This is a genomic window from Colwellia sp. MB3u-41 (assembly GCF_014076845.1).
Taxonomy (GTDB): Bacteria; Pseudomonadota; Gammaproteobacteria; order Enterobacterales; family Alteromonadaceae; genus Colwellia_A.
This window is the reverse complement of the sequence record NZ_JACGUT010000084.1, coordinates 60055-79056: the sequence shown is the minus strand read 5'-3', so window position 1 is coordinate 79056 and position 19002 is coordinate 60055. Positions and strand designations below refer to the sequence as shown.

The following is a 19002-nucleotide window of genomic DNA, read 5'->3' as shown; positions in this document are numbered from 1 at the left end:
AACAGCCTTTTTGCAGATGATATACTTAGTACTTATAACCGAAAAAATATAGCGTCAGGAGTCAAATGAGCTTATTACTTAAAATACATTATTTCTTACTACCACAAGATGAAGATATTGGTTATGCGGTTTATAGCAACTTACTTTTCTTGAGTTTATTTTTTGGTAACTTGTATTTTAGACCGGTACACGGTTTTGATATGGTAATAATCATTGCCGGACTGATGACCTTCTTAGTCCTTTATTTTCGAGCATTTGCAGCTCATAAAAATGATTTAATTTATTATATCGCTGCTATGTGTTTTATTGGCGTTGCTTTGTCAGAAATTAATATAGGGGCAAATATTTTTTTCATTTATGCCGCTGCATTTAGTGGGGAAATTTATAATAAGAGGAAAGCGTTTATAACGCTTTTGTTAGTGTTAGCCTTCATTATTTTTTATTCCGTTATAACGGATAAATCAAGTTACTTTTGGTTGCCCGCAATATTTATGTCTATTACATTAGGGTTATTAAATATCAATCGTACTGAGGTTTTAAAAAAGAATAAAGCATTAAAACAATCACAGCAAGAAACCAAACACTTAGCGAAAATAGCAGAACGTGAACGCATTAGTCGAGACTTGCATGATTTACTGGGTCATAGTTTGTCAGTCATAACGTTAAAGTCTGAACTGGCTGGTAAAATGATTGATAAAGGACTTCCGTCTGAAAAAATAAAAATAGAAATTAAAGCGGTGGAAGAGTTATCACGTAAAACGTTAGCGCAAGTTAGAGACGCGGTTAAAGGTTATAACATCGCAACGATTAAAGGAGAACTACTGCAAGTAAGAGTTGCCACTGAAGCCGCTAAAATAGAATTGATCGAAAATATTGAGTTGGAGTCATTACCGACAGGTATTGAATCAGAATTAGCATTAATTATTCGTGAAGCCATCACCAATGTCATTCGTCATGCTGAAACAGAAAAAGTCTGGATAGTTTTAAAACAAGTTGCCACACATTTAACATTGACCATAAGTGACCAAGGACAAATAACCGCGATAAAAGAGCAATCGGGTATGCAAAATATGCGCACACGAATTAATAAAATGGGTGGTGAAATGAATGTCGCCAGCGTCCCGAATACACAACTTAAATTTACACTACCCATAACAGCTAAAAGCCAGAATAACAAAGTCATATCAACCCTGCACACTGTAGCTAATGGATAAAATAAATGATTAAAATACTCATTGCAGAAGATCAATCGATGGTGCTTGGTGCCTTATCTGCTTTACTAGATATGGAAGACGATTTTGAAGTCGTCGAAAAAGCTAAAAACGGCAAGGATGCGCTTGCGAAATCTCAGCAGCAACCCATTGACATAATTTTGACCGATATCGAAATGCCGTGCATGACAGGTATAGAATTAGCACAAGAATTACAGAAAAAAAACCACCCCGCCAAGGTCATGATTTTAACGACATTCGCTCGAGGTGGATATCTTCGCCGTGCTATGGCTGCTGGTGTAAAAGGCTACTTACTCAAAGATGCGCCTTCTGATTCGCTAGCTGATGCAGTGAGAAAAATTCATGCGGGTAAAGTCATTGTTGCGCCTGAGTTAGTAACTGAAGCTTGGGCTGCAGAGGATCCATTGGGCGACAATGAACGTAAAATATTACGTTTTTCATTAGAAGGTCACTCAACAAAAGAGATCGCTGAATTGATCTGCTTATCTGCTGGGACGGTGCGAAATTATCTCTCTGAAGTGACTTCAAAATTAGGCGCTAAAAATAGAATTGAAGCTGCTCGAATTGCTAAACAGAAAGGTTGGTTATGATTTACTCAATGATCATTAATATTTGTAAATACCAGTCTACCAACACCTTCAATAATACTATATAAGACCCTGATTAAGCGCGATTAATACCGCCCGAGTTCTGTCGCGAGTATTAAGTTTTGATAAAATAGTAGAAACATGATTTTTAACTGTCCCCTCTGCAAGAAATATACTACGGGCAATTTCTTTATTAGAAAATCCCCCTGCCACCAACTTTAAAATTTGTTGCTCTTTTTCAGTCAAATTATCAATCATGGGTGCGTCATTGAGACCTTGGTTCAATTGCTTTATAACCACCGGTTCAGCAACAAAACCACCATCAGCGAGTGTTTTAACCGCATTAACCAGCTTTTCTAACGATACGTCTTTTAATAAAAAACCATTCGCTCCAGCTTGTAAACTTTGCATAAAAAGCTCACTGTCATCAAAAGTTGTTAGCATAAGAATAGGTAAAGTACTTCCTTGGCTTCTTAATATTTTTACTAATTCAATACCATTGACCTTAGGCATTCTGATATCAAGTAATAGCACATCAGGTATCATCTCACTCGCTAACATTTCTTGAGCATGTTCACCGTTTTCAGCTTGCCAAATAATGCTTATATCGTCACTTAACGAGAGTAATCCTGCAATTCCCTGACGTACCAACTGTTGGTCATCAACCAAAGCTACATTAATCATAACAATCCTCTACCTGTATTTTTAAGGTGCAACCACTTTCATTATCAATAAGCGCTACCTTGCCAGAAAAATCAATCAGTCGTTCGTTCATGCCAGCTAAACCACTGCCAAAGTTTTCGTTATTCTTGGTGGTAACCGTGCCATTGTCAGACAAATTAATGACTAAGCTATTGCTCATTTTTTCACAGGCTAAAGTAAATAGATTAGCTTTGCCATGTCGAAGTGCGTTACTGACGCCCTCTTGCAGACAAAACATTAACTGTTGCTTTAGCTGCAGTGAATTAATATCAGGAGATGAAATTACCTGCAACTGACAATTAGGTAACTGATTAATTAAATTTTGAAGCGACGAAACAAGATCTATTTGTTCTTCTTCACGCATTTCTTTTACCACTTGTCGAACGTTGCTTAGCAGTGTTTTAGCCAGTTGTAAGTTTTCTTGCAGTAAAGGTTTAAATTCTTCGGAAACTTTATGTTTAGCGACCTCTAAATTCAAAGACAACGCCGTTAACTGATGACCAATAGCATCATGTAAGTCTCTAGATATTCGTAATCTTTCTTGCTTTTGTGATGACGCTTTTAACATAAAACGTGTCGCTAATAGCTCTTGATTAATAGCCGCTAATTCTTCTTTCGCCCGCTCTTCACGTAAGATTGTTTCTATGGCAGAAAATCCAAAAATTTGAAGCATAAAGTAAATGATGACATGAAAGAAACTTGAAACAAAATATCCATCATAAGCGATAATAAAATGGCAAAATGTTATCAAGACCATGACTAAAATAGCTTGCCTTCTTGTAAACATTGAAGGTAGCTGTGTCGCAATTAATACTGACAATATTGGAGCAACATTATGTTTGTCGAATGTTATTAATAGCAATACCGTAATAATTTCGACCCCAAGTAATATCTTATTTAAAGTAGATGGCACCTTTTTGTCAGAAAAAATAATACAAGCGAATGAAAGATAGAAAACAATAAAACCTGACAGTTTTAAAAAAAACGCTATCCCTAGATTAAGATTAACCAATGATAAATAGCAAATTACTGACCAAGTAATAAAGCCTGAAAAATGTAACAACCAATTTTTGCGTAAATGTTCAGGAAGTGGCGAAATCAACATAAATGAATACTCAAATGAAAAATATACACACTAAGGTGTTAGCGTGCATATTTATAAAAATCATAACTAATCAATTGATTTTAAAATAAATCAATATCAATTGCTGTATTTTCTTTCACCAAAAACTTAGCTTCTTCATATTTCGGCGCACCAAACATACCGACATTATTACTAAAGCCATAGCCTTCTTTTGGGATCCCCATCATATTGAAATCCATTTTGTTATTGTCGTTTTCATCTTGATAAATTTTTATCGCATATTCACCATCAGGTAAATTTTCAAATACCGTGACTTCTTTACCATTCATCGCTTTTACTTTTGAGTGAAAGCTGGCTTTACCACTTTCGTACTCTTTTTGTGAAGCATATAAGCCAACCAAAACATGACCTTTTCCTTGCTCAATATCACTGATATTGACCGTTAAATCAGCAGCAACGGCATGCTGGTTTAATAATAAAATCATCGACAATGCACTTATTGCAGAAAGCGCTAAACTGTTGACAGAAAAAGAGATTATTTTTTTAAAAATCATAATGATTCCTTTATTTATGTAAATTGAAAGAGGATAAGTAAACTTGTTTATTAATTCATGACCAGTGTAAAACTAAAGCTTTTGTTAAACAGGTGCCAAAAGTCATCATTTTTGCAGCAGTTAAACATGACTTATGGCACCTAAATGTTAAAGGGTACTATAAGAATATTGTTGGTTATGAAGATGAACAAGGTAACGTTGCAAGAGTGCGAGAACCACAATAGGTGCTATAACAGAGAGTGCGATATCACCTTTAAACAGCCAAGATACAGCGAGCGATATCAGTACGGCGATAAATAAGTAAGCTGATTTTTTATTAATGTTTATCCGATGTTTAGTTTCTTTAATCCGTGTTTTGTTGATTCCCACAAAACCATTATTTGAAAAGAGCATGGTAGTCATACCAACAACAATCATCACAATAAAAATAGCCGACTCTTGCAACATGCTATAAAACGCTAAATACCACCATTGTTGAAAAAATGCTGCTAAACCACCTAAAATTAGATAAATATTCGCTGAGAGTATTAAACGGCTCATCACTATTTTAAGTTTACTGATTAACACTAACTGACAAATCCCCACTAATGCGGCGACTTGAAACGCCAATAACCAGCTTTCATTTGATGTTTCAGCTTGCCAAAAACCAATCATTGAAAAAAGTGAAAGCGGGAGAAATTGTAATAAAGCACTGAGTTTATTTAACATACGGGCTGCCTTGTGTTTGAGTGATTAACTATTTACTTGCTTTAAATAATAACGTTTCACAAGCTAAAACAAAGGTGCCAAAAGTCATGGTTTGTTATAAAAACAAATGACTTTTGGCAGAAGAGAGAAAGTATCAGCGCCGATACAAAACACATTAATCAACAACACAGCTAATGTGTGCCTGAGGGGGAATTAGTCACGTAAAGCTTCGGTAACAGGTAAGCGCATCGCCTTTATTGCGGGTAATAGCCCGCCTAATAAACCAATAAATAACGCTAACGACATTGTTTTAATCATCAACAAAACCGTAATATCAAAATTGAACATCATTTGACTCAAATTACTGGCATTTTGCGTGGCGGCTGTCCAACCATCAAAGACACAATATAAAGGTAGTATGCCTAACAACCCACCAACAAAAGCAATGAGCAAGGCTTCACAAAGAATAGACATTGAAATTGCAAAGGGACTAAAACCTATCGCTTTATGCGTAGCTATTTCCTTAGAGCGACTTGCTATGGCGGCATACATGGTATTAAGTGCAGCCACTATTGCGCCTAACGCCATAACAATAGCAATAGGAAAACCTAACCAACGAATTAAGCGTGTTAAGTTACTGGCTTGATCAGCAAAAAATTGTTTTTCTGTTAACACTCTAATGTTTAACCTAGGGTCGTCCTGCCACTCTTTTTCTAATTGTGGTAAATCGCTAATATCTTTTAATGCTAAGCGGATAGACTGTAGCGTATTTCCTCGACGATAATCACTCTGTACCATGCCAATATCAGCCCACAATTCTGATTCAAAAACACTATTTCCGTCAGAAAAAATCCCACTGACTGTCCACTCTGCTCCACCTAAGGTGATAACTTTGCCAATAATTAACCCTGGCATTCTACGCGTTATTGCCTGACCAACAATGAGCTGACGCACACCCGTAGCAAACATTTCACCTTTGACTAAGCGAAAATTAGGGCGAAATTGTTGAGTCGATTTACTGATACCTCGCAACGCTAAACTTTTCGTTTCTGTTTCTTGAGCGACGGTATCTACATTAGAAATATAAGTCACTTCAGCATCAACAAACATTTCAGCCGATACTTGCGCCAGCCCTTGTTCATCTTTAATGATTTTTTGATTATTTGCTAAAATATTAACCTCTATTGGAAACATCACGCTTTGCAATTCTGAAGAGGCTCCCGCACGCATCACTAATACGGTATTGTCTAAACCGGTACGTTCCAGTGTTTTCATCATTCCCTCTGTCATTGCCAAAACACTTAAAATAACGCCTGCAACGCAAGCAATACTCAAGATACTAACTGTGGATGCAATAACACGCTGCGGAAAACTTTTAAAATTAATAACCGTTAACGCTTTTGCTTGTTTTACATTGATAAACAATGAATGCAGCCCCTTTAATGAAATATTCATGCCTTGTCTCCTAACGTTTTGCTGATAACAAGTTGTTTAATCGCTACCGCCGGAAATACGGTGCAAAAAGCCGCAGCAATATTTACCCAGGCAAATACGGTTAAATAATGACTTGGCTTAATCGATATACCCGGTAAAAAATCATTAAAACTCTGGCCAACCAATGCGAGAGATAAAGAGGCAAGAATACTGCCCACTAAAGCGCCTAAGCCAATTAATAACAGCGCCTCTAGGTAAATTCCTTGAATTAAACGTGTCGCTGAAAACCCTAAAGCTTTCATCATCGCGCTTTCATTATTACGCTCACGAATGGTTTGGATCATGGTATTACAAACAATCAGCAATAAAGTAGAAAATACGGCAACAACCACAAGATTAATGACCATAGCCATATCAACAAACTGTTGCGCTTGTTCTTTAATAAAAACCTGTTCAGTCGTGGTACGGGTTGGATTGTTGGTATGCGAGAACAATAAGTCGATAGCAGTAATAACGTCATCTACGTTGGCATTTTCAGTTATTTCAGTCGATAACCACCCCAAAGAATCATTAGCATAAGCACGCCCTTTATCAAAATAAGCATGTTGGAAAAACACTTTATTATCAGCAGATGAATGCTGAGCCGTTTGGTAAATGGCAGAAACGGTAAACGACCAATTAAATGAACCACTTTTATTCATCCAAATAGAAGAGCTTAATGGCACGGTATCACCGATTTTCCAACCATATTTATCAGCAAGTCCCTGGCCAATAACAATGCCTGTGCGCGTTTTTTTCCATTGCGCTAGTTGCTCACCAGGGATGATATATTCATCAAATAAATTGAAGTAATGATGATGGTCAACCGCAGTTACGGGCAGCTGATTTTTTTCATTTTGAAAGTATCCGCCAAACCAAGATGCAAAACTGACTTTTTTTACGCCCGGTAATGCCGCAATTTTTTGTTGAGTGTTAATGGGGAGAGATTGTGTCATTGATATTTTATGACTGGTCATTAAGCGGTATTGATTGCTACTGCTTACATTAGCCGTAAGCGCCTGATCCACTCCAGATAAGGTCGTCAATAAGAAAAAAGCCACCATGACAGAAGTACAAGTTAACCAAAAACGTACTTTTTTACGAAAGCTGTTCCGCCAAACTAATACCAGTAGGTTCATCTGTTTTCACCCATATGACAGTTATGTGCTTCGCCAATATAAGACTCTAAATTAATCACTCTACTGGCGTAGTTAGCTGCTTTTTTATCATGTGTGACCATTACAATGGTTTTACCAAAGTCGCGATTAAGTTGGTCAAGTAAAGCAAGAATTTCATTGGCTGTTTGTCGATCTAAATTTCCCGTTGGCTCATCACATAACAATATATGAGGGTCACTGACAATAGCGCGTGCAATAGCAACTCGCTGCTCTTGCCCGCCAGATAATTCTTTGGGAAAATGACTAGCACGATCACTCATGCCAACGAGCTCTAGCGCATAACTAGCATGCTCTTGTCGTTGCTTTTTATTTAACGAGGTTAACGCGAGTGGCAGTTCAACATTACCCTGGGCGCTTAACACCGGTAATAAATGATGTGACTGAAAAACAAAACCAATGTTTTCAGCACGCCATTGGGTTAATGACGCTTGTTTTAAATCATCAATACGCTGTGTACCAATAATCACCTCACCTGATGTTGGTTGATCAAGCCCGCCCATTAAATGCAGTAAGGTGCTTTTTCCTAAACCTGAGGGTCCCATTAATGTGACAAACTCACCTGATTCAATCGTTAAGTTAAAGTCGCGGTGAACGACTACCGTGTTTTTACCTTTTTGGTAACTTTTATTAATATTTTTTAAGATAATGTTATCGCTATTTTTCATCATTTTTTCCTAAAATATGGAGAGAGGCTTTCATTAAAGTGCGGCTATATCTACGTGGTTATTTGAGCGGCTCAGGGGGCGTCTAACGAGCGTTCATCCTTTTTCATAAAGCTGACCTTTACCCCCATATCAGGTAAAATCCGAGGATCTGCTGTTAACAATTTCACCCTGACTTTAATGCTCGCTTTTTGACGATCTGCGGTAGGTATAACAGCAACGACTTCACTACTAATACTCCATTGCGGGTATGCATCTAATTTAGCGAATACTTTTTGTCCGGGATAAACGCGATTGATATAGCTCTCACCTACTTCAACTTCAATTTCTAACGAACTCATATCAACAATAGTGCCGACACCTGTACGAATAAAACCACCACCAGAAGATCCTGCTGAAATAAGCTCACCCACTTGGGCATTTTTACTGATCACGACACCATTAAATGGCGCGCGAATTTTATGCTGATTTAACTGATACTGCGCCAATTCAACTCGTTGCTTTGCCGAATCAACCATGGCTTGTTTATTACGTATTTGGATGGCGAGTTGTGCATTTCTAAAAGCACTGTCTTCAAGTAATTGTTCACTGATCAGCTTTTTGCTGGCCAACGTCTGATTACGCTTAAATCGCTGAGTTTGCTGTTTAAAAAGTAAAGTGAACTCGTCAAAACCCGCTTGCTTTGCCGATAATTCTGCTAAAGCAAGTTGGTATGAAATCGATGCTTGCTTATCATCAAGCTCGGCGAGTATTTCTAATTTACTTACCGTTTGTCCTTCCTCAATATTCAAACGGTTTAGCTTACCCGTTACACGAGAAGATACTGTGGCTATGCGCCTCGCAACCACATGGCCGCTTGCGTCAAGTACGCTGTTATTTATGGTTTCTGCTGTATTATCATCATGGGTTGTAGGGGAGTGTTGCTGAATATCGACGTTAACTGACTCATTTACTCCTTTTTTATCAGTTTCAAGGTGATTAATAATTTCAGCAGCACTTGTTGGAAAAAACAGTGTCTGACCGACAAAATATAAACTTGTGCTGAGTAACGTAACAATCAACATACCGATATAGTTACCTGATAGCCCCGCAGTGTTAGTTTGCGGAGATCTATCAATAGTCAGCTTAGAAAGTTCGAAAGGGGTTTTACGTGTTATCGGCATTTTATTCTCCTACAAAGTTTGTAAAAGAATAAGAAAAAGTGGAGTCAGACAACAGTGCCAAAAGTCATTGTTATCAGAAAGGTATAAATAATAAAAGTGTAAATAGGATCAAAACGTTATTCATCTATCAATAACGAATGACTGACTTAAGATTAACCGCGTGAGTTAATGTGTGGTGAATCTTGCCCAAGACAATAATAATTCGCGAAAGTCTTCTAGACCACAACTTGCTGACTCTTGATCGTCAAAGTCTATATCATCTGCACTGAGTGCTTCAGGTAAAGCTTCAACACCATTTAAGCTCGCGTTAGCGGCAATAGAAACATCTTTTTCAATAATCCTAACCGTATACTCACTACCAACTATTTCATGCTCTTGTGCGCTTGAGTGCTCAGCGTTATCAATAACATTTAATAATGCGGTTAATTTTTGAGGATCATTGCCAACTTCTACCTCTAACCATGGTCCAAAAACTTCATGCTCAAAAGAGAATTTTGCTTTCGCATAGCGTGTGGTGGGGTCATTTATAAATTCGTATTCCATAGAATAACTCGGAAAGTGTTCGATACCTCTATTATAGAATATTTATTGCATAAGGGGGAGTTAACATTTCTTGCTCACGCCCCCCTTTATAAAACGCTGTTAGCGATAACCTATAGCGGAATTTTTTTATCTGCAAAGGCCTTGGCCATAGCAAATCGCTTGCTTGAGCGCTCACCTAGTTTTACAAGCATCAGATAACAAAACGGCACCAAAAACAAACTGGTAAATGTTGAAAATAACAAACCACCAATAATCGCTACTGCCATCGGGTAAGCTTGGCTGTCACTCGATGCAAAAGCTAAGGGCACCATACCAATAACGGTGGTCGCTACCGTCATAAAAATGGGTCTTATACGGCTGACACAAGCTTCGATAATAGGCGTCATTATATTTTCTGTTTCTATCTTCAACTTGTTAATTTGATCTATGAGCACAATACCGTTATTCACCACGATCCCCATTAAAATTAACATACCTATCATGCCTGTTTCGCCTAAACCCATCCCTAAAATAGCAAAAGTCCAGTACACACCAATAAACGCTAAACCAATAGAAGACAAGATAGCAATTGGCATGAGTAGCGATTCAAAAAGCGCTGCCATCACAATAAAAATAAGGGCTAACGCAAGAAACATATTCATCATCATGTCTTTTGCAGCTTTTTCATCTTTCGCAAATTGGCGGCCTAAGTTCCAATCATACCCTGAAGGAAAAACAATATTGTCCATTACTTCTTTAACTTTCGTCGAGGCTTCAACACGGCTTAAATCAGCTAAATTGATAGAAATACCCAAAGTAGTTCTTCGGTCTGAACGTGTAATTTGTTGCATTATCGGTTGCGTATCAAAAACAACTAATTGCTGCAGGGTAATGACCCTCCCTTTACTCTCGTAAATAGGTAGCTCTTTGATACGCTCAAGCGGGACGGCTTGTTCGGCGTGATAGACTAAGCGAATATCAATTTCACCTAATTTGGCATCACGAAATGAACGCAGGTTAGTACCACGAAGTGCACTAGAAATACGGCTAGCAATATCTTGTGTGTTTAAACCTAAACGCGACACCTTCTCGCGATCGATACGTAGCACTAACTCTCTATTTTTATCTTCGTTGTCTATACCCACTTCAGCAAAACCTTCAACATTGCTTAACTGACTAATCACCGATTCACTCATTTCGATTAAACGTTTAGTCGAACTACCGTTTAACGTAAGTTTGACTAAATCTTGTTTTTGATCTGACCAGTCAAATGACGGTTGAGCGATAGCTGTATCAGGAAAGCCTTTTTTTATTTCTGCTTTCAAATCGTAAAGTGTTTTTGAATAGCCATCATTAAGTTTTATCCGAGACATGGCAAAATCCGACCAAATTCGGCTGTTCACTTGTTTAAATTCGAAGGCTTGTTGATTCTCGTATAGGTACTTTTCCATCTCATCAACTAATTTACTGACATCAGCTAATTGTTGTTGCCCTTGAATATGATAAACAATATTAATTTCTTTGACCGTTGTACCCTGCTCGCCATTAACATTGACCATTTGCTTGGTCAGTACACCGCTAATACAGAGTAATAAAATGCAAACGCCGGTTATTTTAGGGTGAGTAAGTACTCTTTTTAAATTGGGGCGATACCAACGGTCTAACTTCCCTTGGGTCACCACTGACGATAAAGCTTTTTTGTCGACACGGCTTAGCATTAATGGGATAGCGGTTTTTGAAATAATTAACGACGCCAATAAAGGTAAACAAATCGCCACCGCTATTTGCTCAACTAAGATGGTAATAAAGTTTTTTTCACCCATCAGCAAAGGCATAAAAACAATAGTCGTGGTGAGTGTGCCACTGATAATGGCAATACTCACGTTATCAACACCTTTTAGAATTTTTTCTATCGACGTTAATGCTTTGTCTTGTTGTTGAAGAATGCTTTCACAAATAACGACCGAATTATCGATTAATAAACCAACCGCAATAAAAAGCCCTGCCAGCGACAGCATATTTAGGGTGTAGCCCATAAAATACATGCCTGCTAAAGCAAAACTTAACGAAATAGGTACGGAAGCAACAACAACAAAGGTAATATGGCTATTACGTAAAAATATAAATAAAACAATAAAAGACAAGACAATACCTAACGCGCCCGCCTTTAATAAATCACCTAATGACTCTTGAATTTCTTCACCACTATTATCTTTGATACCAATGGTAATCGCTTTAAAGTCATCATCTTGGCGAAGTTCTTCAATTAAAGCGACAATACCATTAGTGACATCAACAACATTTGAATCAGACTCTTTAAACACTTCTAAACCAACTGATTTTTTTCTATCTGTTCTTATTTCACTATTTTTTGGCGGAGAGACTAAGCTCACCGTAGCCACTTCACTTAACCTGACACCAGCTTTTACTGGAAAGTTTTTGATGTCAGCTAAACTGTGATATTCACCATCTGGTGACACTCTGAACTTTCGACCACCATTAAGAATTGAACCTGATTTAACTAAAAAATTACTATCGCGTAAGTCTTGCAATAACTTGGCTTGATCAACGCGGTTCATTGCCAGTTTAATGCTGTCGAGGTGGATTTCTATATGGGGCTGCACAACGCCACGCATTTCAACCTTACCGACCCCTTGAAGACGCTCAAGTGGATTTTTCAGTTTCTTATCAATGAAGTCATAAGCGCTAGAAAGATTTTTATCTCCTGATAATACTAAGCTTATTACTGGTAAGTCTTCGGTGGAAAACTTTTGCACCATAACTCTCTGAACATCATCAGGTAAAAGATGGCGCACCATATCAACTTTTTCACGTACCTCTAATATTTTACTATCGAGGTCAGTGCCAAGATCCATCATGACCCGAATTGAAACACTGTCCGCTCGACTGGTAGAACGTATTTCTGTGATCCCCCCCAAGGTAGAAACGGCTTCTTCTATAGGCCGGGTAATTAAACGTTCCACTTCTTCAGGTGTTGCGCCGTTATACGGAACATTAATGAAGGCCATAGGAATATTCAGTGAAGGCCAGCTTTCTTGTGGCAATAATTTACTCGCAATAAGCCCAGTAACAAAAAGCGACAACATCAACATTGCCGTAGTAACGGGTCGCCTTATTGCTAAAGCAGTTAACCAAACAGTTGCGGGTAGGTCGAAAATACTTTGCTTACCTGTTTTCTTTTTAGACGTTAAATTTGTCATCTTACGCCTCGGCTATATTATTAGACGATGTACTATTAGCTTGCTGGCTTTCAAAGCCATCTTTATCAAGATCATCGCTTTCGACAATATAGGTTTTTCGGTCAAACAAGCTATACAAAACAGGAATTAAAAGTAACGTTAGCATTGTTGCAACCAGTAAACCGCTCATTACCGTAATGGCAAGAGGCGCTCTTAATTCAGAACCTTCTCCGCTGCTAAATGCCAATGGTGCTAAACCTAAAATAGTGGTTAACGATGTCATAATAATTGGGCGAAAACGTGAACGACTCGCGTCCATAATCGCGGCGATCTTATCCACACCTTTATGGCGTAGTTGATTAATTCGGTCCACTAAGACAATCGCATTATTCACCACAATACCCGTTAGCATGATAATACCAATGAGTACGATAACGCTGATATTAGTCCCAGTAACATATAAGCCTAGTACCGAACCTAGCACGGCTAATGGAATAGAGAATAAAATAATAAACGGATTTAATAACGATTCGAACTGTGAAGCCATCACTAAATAGACTAAAAACACCGCTAACGCTAACGCCATCATTAATGAAGAAAAAGAGCTTTCCATTTCTTCATTTTGCCCTGCCACTCTTGATTTAATATTAAAGGGTAAATAGAGCTCTTTAACCAATTCTTCTACTTTAGCTGCTGCTTCAGACAAATCACCATAAGCGAGTGAAGCTGAAATAATAGCAACACGGCTTTGATCAATTCGGTTAATCTCATTCGGACCAATACTTTCTGTAATATCGGCTACCGCAGCCAATGGTAAAGATTTTGCTTGCTGCGAATTAACCGTTAATTGACGAATAGCTTGTGCTGAATTTCTTGAGTTTTCATCAGCGCGCACTAGAATATCGACCTGTCTGTCTTGTAAGTTATATTTACTCGCGACGGAGCCTGCAATTTTAGTCACTAACTGATCGGCTATATCCGACGCTTTTAGCTCTAAACTTGCTAAGCGTTCGTTGTCAAAGCTAATTTTTAATTCAGGTTGACCCGCACGCAAACTATTGTTTAAGTCAATAAACTGGTTATCCATCGACATATTTTGTATAAGCTGGTCGCTGTATTTTTTAAGAGCAACAAGGTCATAACCTGACAAAATTATTTGCAGTGGACGCTCCGTCGTAAACATTTCTGTTTGTGCTATTTCAGCATTTACATCTGCCATTTGGGCAACTTTAGCGCGGACCACAGCTTTGACTGATTCAAGATCGTCACTGCTGTAAAGTGCCACTAAAAGTTGTCCCCAGTTTTCGCCACCTTTACTGGCTGAACTCATCATTAAGCTTCCACTCCCCGCTAATGAGTAGCTGTGTTTTACCCGTTCATCTTTAGCAATAGTGGCCGCAAGGTCTTTTAACCGCATATCGGTGATATTAATGGGCGTGCCTTGTGGCAGAGTTAACTCAATGGTAAATTCTGACTTTGCCACTTCAGGCACTAATTCAACAGCAATTTTGGGTAATAAGCTCATTACTGCAATCGCAAAGAACAAACTAAGACCGACTAAAACCGCTCTGTTTTTTAAAGCCAATTTCAATAAACGACTGTAAGCGGAGGCGAGTTTTTCAAAATAAAAACTAAAAACGCTATGCGCGGGTTTAAAAATAAAACTAAGCACTTTAGTGATTAAATTAGTAATAAGTAACAATACCTTGGTGAAAAACAAAGGTAAGTAATTAAAAATCAATAGGAAGGGAAATCCCAAAATATGAAGCATAACTTTAACGGTTTTCTTTCTTTTAGTCAGTGGCGTTTTAGCTATTTCTTTGACTAATGAGTTATCGTTATTCTCATTTTCTGGTGTCTGTTTATGTTGACTAAATTGGCGTGATGCCAGCATTGGAATTAACGTTAAGGCAACAACCAAAGAAGCAAGCAAAGCAAAAGTAACGGTCATCGCTTGGTCACTGAATAACTGCCCGGCAAAACCGGTTACAAAAGCTAAAGGAAAAAACACCGCTAACGTGGTTAATGTCGAGGCAATAACGGCACCCGACACCTCATCGGTACCCTTAATTGCCGCATCAATAATACTCGCGCCTTTTTCGCGGTATCGAGCAATGTTTTCAAGCACAACAATCGCATTATCAACCAATAAGCCAACCGCTAAGGCAATACCTCCTAATGACATAATATTAAGACTAATATCATTAGCAAACATTAAATTAAAGGTAGCAATAATTGAAATAGGGATCGCTAACGAGATAATAATCGTGTTGAAAAAATTACCCAAGAATAAATATAAAATCAGCATGGCAAGTAATCCACCAATAAGCGCCGCACTTTTAACTTCGTCTACCGCATTGACAATAAATTCAGATTGGTCATAAATAACGGTAAAAGTGAGCTCTTCAGGTAAGGTCTCTTCAAGCTTGGCTAATTTGGCATTCACCGCTTTTGCCACGGTGACCGTATTAGCATCGCCCTCTTTATAGATTGCCAGTTCAATCGCTTCATTGTTATTGATACGGGTAATATCGGTACGTTCTTTTTCACCATCAATCACTTGAGCAATATCTTTAAGGTAAATGGTTTTGCCATCAGCTTGTTTAACAATCATATTGCCGAGTTGTTCTAGTGAAACAAATTGATTAACGGTACGTACTAAATACTCTTGCTGACCGTCGTAAACACGACCCGCCGACATGTTAATATTTTCACTTTGAATACGTGAAACAATACTTTGTGCCGTTATACCTCGGCGTGCTGCTTTTTCTTGATCAAAAACAACTTGTATTTCTTGCTGTAAACCGCCGCCTAGTTGAACAGCGGCAACGCCTGAAATAGTTTCAAGCTGCCGTTTTATTTCTTGTTCTGCAAAGGTACGTATCTTTTTTAATGCGCGAGGATGGGTATTTTCAGTTGACAGTCCTAAACGGATAATAGGGTCAAGAGCGGGATTAAAACGCAGAATAATGGGTTTATTAACATCTTTAGGCAGGGCAATAATATCAAGTTTTTCACGGACATTTTGCGTGGCAAAATTCATTGCTACGCCCCATTCAAACTCAATAACCACATCAGACTGTCCAGCTTTTGAGATGGAATGTACTTTACGTATGCCTTTAACAACACCGACAGATTCTTCTATAGGTTTGCTGATCAGTTGCTCTATTTCAGCAGGAGCGGCACCAGCATTATCCGTTCTTACGGTTAACGTCGGATAAGATAGGTCGGGCAACAATGAAACAGAAAGGCGTGAAAAACCCACCAGTCCAAATAACATTACAGCGAGTGTAAACATCGCTACCGTGACCGGGCGTTTAACCACCGTACTAACAATACTCATAAATAATAATTCCTTTAAATTTAACGATTAGGTAAAAACAAGTTCAAATCTTATTTGTCTTGCGCTGCTTGATTATCAGCATTTACCTTAACGGTCTTATTATCAGTACTTAGTTCAGCGTTCTGCTCCATCGTCTCTGCTTGACCTATTATTTTTACAGCACTATCAACTTTCAATCCTTGTTGACCAACAATAACGATAGGCTCGTCAGTGTTTAATGGCGTTAGTATTTCAACAAAACCATCTTGTTCAAAACCAGTAGCAACCATGATTTTCTTAGCTTTATTGTCTTGAATCACGAATAAACTCGTTTCTGTGTCAGTAACCAGTAAGGCTCTTTGTGGCACTATTTGCGCATTGTCATGCACATCAAGTGTTAATGACACTTTTGCAAACATACCCGGCTTTAAAACGTGATCATCATTGTTAACTTTTAAGGTTACTTTAAAAGTACCTGACTCCGTATCAATAATAGGAGAAATCAGACCAACGGTTGCAGGCACTGCTTTTGCATTCGCGGGAAAGTTTAAATAAGCCTGCTGTCCCACATGAACATTATTCATTTCTGATTCAGGTAAATAAACAACACCTTGTAAGGTATCGAGTGCCACAATAGTAAACATTTCACTGCCAGCATTAGCGGTCATGTTTCCTTCTTTCACCATTCTTGATGCGATAACACCGGTTATTGGCGCTCTAACTTTCGAGTCACGTACTTGTATTGCCGCAACTTTTTGTTGGTTTTTTCTCGTTTTCACTAAAAACTCGAGTTTTTCTAAGTCTTTAGCTGATATTAACTGTTTGCCGTCGATGGGTTTACTACGATTAAATTCAGCAGAAGCTGAATCAACATCGATAGAGGTACGTTCAAGCTCTAACAAATAATTTTCTGAATCAATTTCAGCTAACACTTGTCCTTTAGTAACGGACATTCCCTCTTCAACTAATATTTTATTAATCATTCCTGTGACTTTATTGGTCACTTTACTTTCAGCTTTTGCTTCAAGTACCGCTGTAGTTCGATAAGTATTAGTAATGGTTCTATTCTCAACGAATGTTGTTTCGACTGGCACCTTATAAACTTTTTTTTCTTTCTCTTCGACGCTTTCTTCATTACAAGCGCTTAAAGCCGTCACAAAAAATAATGACAATAATAATGAAGTAGTTAGTGTATTAAGGCGCATATCTGTCCGTTGATTTTATAATTATAATTAAGGTTATTTTATCCGGATAGACAAGTAAGATACAAATAGCTTTTGAAGGTTATTAAACATTCAATTGTAACGAGTTATGATTATTAGTGATTAGAGAAAGTATCTTGGCAATATATATTGAATATTTAGCACCGTAAGTAAGGTTTATGACTCTCTGTTACTCTAACCTAGAAGACACTGATACGTTAAACAGATGAAAAGAATAAGTAACACAAGGCGAACACAGCGATTAAAAAATAAAAATGTATATCGACCTTTCAAGTAAATAAAGTCATGTTAATATCCACCAGTTAATGCATTATGATGAAAGAATAAAATTCTTCCATCTTTACCAAGGTTGTTGAATGTACTTGATTAAATCTTTGTCTTTAGCCATTTTTACCTCAATATTTTTTGTGTCAGTGGTTGCTGCTAACGACAAAGGCGAGTCGCCTGTTCGGGGCTTAACAGGTTTTGAAAATATAAATGAAAGCCAGCCACTATGGGAATTTGGTGTGGGTGGTGGCGCTATCGACGTTGCTAATTATCCGGCATCTAGCGAGCGAAATTTCATTGCATTAGCAGCACCCTATGTTATTTATAGAGGTGATGTCTTTCGTGTTGGCGGAGAAAATGGCATGCGAGCGGTTGTCGTTGAAACAACCGACTTTGAACTCGACTTATCTTTTGGTGGTGCATTTTCTGCTGACAGTGAAGACAATACTTCACGGGCTGGCATGCCTGAATTAGATTTTCTTTTTGAAATCGGGCCACAATTAATTTACAGAGTTAAAGACTTTACCTTCGAGCAAAGTGGTGATGCAAGGTTAAAAGTTCGCTTGCAAGCCAGGGCGGTATTTTCTACTGATTTTAATCGTATAGACGACCGTGGTTTTGTTATCGAACCGACACTTTCATATCAACAACGCGGGGTTATTTTTAAAGAGACAGGATTAAAAGTAGGACTCAGTTTTACTTTCGCTACCGAAGCGTTACAAGATTATTTTTATCAGGTAGATCCAGAATTCGCCAATAATAATCGCAGACCGTATGACGCTAAAGGTGGCTATTTAGGCGCCGAATTTTCACTCGGTCTTTCATTTCCTATTCGCAAGAATATCCGAGGTTTTTTAGCAGGCTCAGCACAACTTCACCAAGGTGCAGCGAACCAAGAAAGTCCTCTTTATGAAAAAGATGTCACTTATAGTTTTGGTTTGGGCTTTGTTTGGCGCTTGTACGAAAGCGACGCAAAAGCAAGCTGGTAGGAAATTGAACGCAAAGATTATATCAAATTTTTATAGGCACTTTAGACGCTAGACTATTAGAGCTTTATTCGGCTCTTAAATATAAAAAAGCACCAATTAATTTAATTGATGCTTTTTTATTATTCAAAGATAAATAACTCTATCTTGCGACTTTACT

15 protein-coding genes are annotated in these 19002 nt (G+C 38.0%); 3 read left to right on the top strand and 12 right to left on the bottom strand.

What is annotated here, in order from left to right; translation table 11 throughout:
- Positions 1-65: 65 nt before the first annotated feature.
- Both H4J73_RS17025 and H4J73_RS17020 read left to right on the top strand, forming a co-directional pair.
- Positions 66-1214 (top strand): sensor histidine kinase, encoded by a 1149-nt coding sequence (locus H4J73_RS17025; RefSeq protein WP_182179581.1) that lies wholly within the window; start codon positions 66-68, stop codon positions 1212-1214.
- 5 nt (positions 1215-1219) lie between these two features.
- Positions 1220-1822 (top strand): response regulator transcription factor, encoded by a 603-nt coding sequence (locus tag H4J73_RS17020; RefSeq protein ID WP_182172649.1) that lies wholly within the window; start codon positions 1220-1222, stop codon positions 1820-1822.
- A gap of 57 nt (positions 1823-1879) precedes the next feature.
- Here H4J73_RS17020 and H4J73_RS17015 read toward each other — a convergent pair whose 3' ends face one another.
- From H4J73_RS17015 to H4J73_RS16960, 12 genes are all read right to left on the bottom strand, one after another.
- Entirely contained in the window at positions 1880-2503 is a 624-nt protein-coding gene (locus H4J73_RS17015; protein ID WP_182179579.1) for a response regulator transcription factor, read from the bottom strand.
- Positions 2496-3626 carry a sensor histidine kinase gene (locus H4J73_RS17010; RefSeq protein WP_182179578.1) on the bottom strand — a complete coding sequence of 377 codons (1131 nt, stop codon included), beginning with the start codon at positions 3624-3626 and terminating at the stop codon, positions 2496-2498. Before H4J73_RS17010 ends, H4J73_RS17015 begins: the two co-directional genes overlap by 8 nt.
- An 80-nt stretch (positions 3627-3706) precedes the next feature.
- Complete coding sequence (locus tag H4J73_RS17005; RefSeq protein WP_182179576.1) at positions 3707-4159, bottom strand: DUF2141 domain-containing protein; 453 nt, start codon at positions 4157-4159, stop codon at positions 3707-3709.
- Positions 4160-4306: 147 nt separating this feature from the next.
- Positions 4307-4867 carry a hypothetical protein gene (locus H4J73_RS17000; RefSeq protein ID WP_182179574.1) on the bottom strand — a complete coding sequence of 187 codons (561 nt, stop codon included), beginning with the start codon at positions 4865-4867 and terminating at the stop codon, positions 4307-4309.
- A 192-nt stretch (positions 4868-5059) separates the two neighbouring features.
- A complete protein-coding gene (locus H4J73_RS16995; RefSeq protein ID WP_182223297.1) occupies positions 5060-6301 on the bottom strand; it encodes an ABC transporter permease in 1242 nt (413 codons plus the stop codon).
- Positions 6298-7458: an ABC transporter permease gene (locus H4J73_RS16990; protein WP_182179570.1), complete on the bottom strand. Its 1161-nt coding sequence runs from the start codon at positions 7456-7458 to the stop codon at positions 6298-6300. Before H4J73_RS16990 ends, H4J73_RS16995 begins: the two co-directional genes overlap by 4 nt.
- Positions 7455-8165, bottom strand: coding sequence for an ABC transporter ATP-binding protein (locus tag H4J73_RS16985; protein ID WP_259367951.1), 711 nt, complete (start codon positions 8163-8165; stop codon positions 7455-7457). The genes H4J73_RS16990 and H4J73_RS16985 overlap by 4 nt, the downstream gene beginning before the upstream one ends.
- Before the next feature lie 68 nt (positions 8166-8233).
- The gene (locus H4J73_RS16980; RefSeq protein WP_182223296.1) at positions 8234-9322 is read right to left on the bottom strand and encodes an efflux RND transporter periplasmic adaptor subunit; all 1089 of its coding nucleotides are present in this window, start codon (positions 9320-9322) and stop codon (positions 8234-8236) included.
- A 165-nt stretch (positions 9323-9487) separates the two neighbouring features.
- A complete protein-coding gene (locus H4J73_RS16975; RefSeq protein ID WP_182179566.1) occupies positions 9488-9865 on the bottom strand; it encodes a YacL family protein in 378 nt (125 codons plus the stop codon).
- A gap of 110 nt (positions 9866-9975) precedes the next feature.
- On the bottom strand, positions 9976-13065 hold the full coding sequence (locus tag H4J73_RS16970; protein ID WP_182179564.1) for an efflux RND transporter permease subunit: 3090 nt from the start codon (positions 13063-13065) through the stop codon (positions 9976-9978).
- Between the two features lies 1 nt (position 13066).
- On the bottom strand, positions 13067-16387 hold the full coding sequence (locus tag H4J73_RS16965) for an efflux RND transporter permease subunit (RefSeq protein ID WP_182179562.1): 3321 nt from the start codon (positions 16385-16387) through the stop codon (positions 13067-13069).
- 50 nt (positions 16388-16437) lie between these two features.
- Positions 16438-17571: an efflux RND transporter periplasmic adaptor subunit gene (locus H4J73_RS16960; RefSeq protein ID WP_182179560.1), complete on the bottom strand. Its 1134-nt coding sequence runs from the start codon at positions 17569-17571 to the stop codon at positions 16438-16440.
- A gap of 374 nt (positions 17572-17945) precedes the next feature.
- On the opposite strand from H4J73_RS16960, the gene H4J73_RS16955 reads away from it, so the two are divergent.
- Positions 17946-18845 carry a MipA/OmpV family protein gene (locus H4J73_RS16955; protein WP_182179558.1) on the top strand — a complete coding sequence of 300 codons (900 nt, stop codon included), beginning with the start codon at positions 17946-17948 and terminating at the stop codon, positions 18843-18845.
- The last annotated feature ends 157 nt before the right edge of the window (positions 18846-19002 follow it).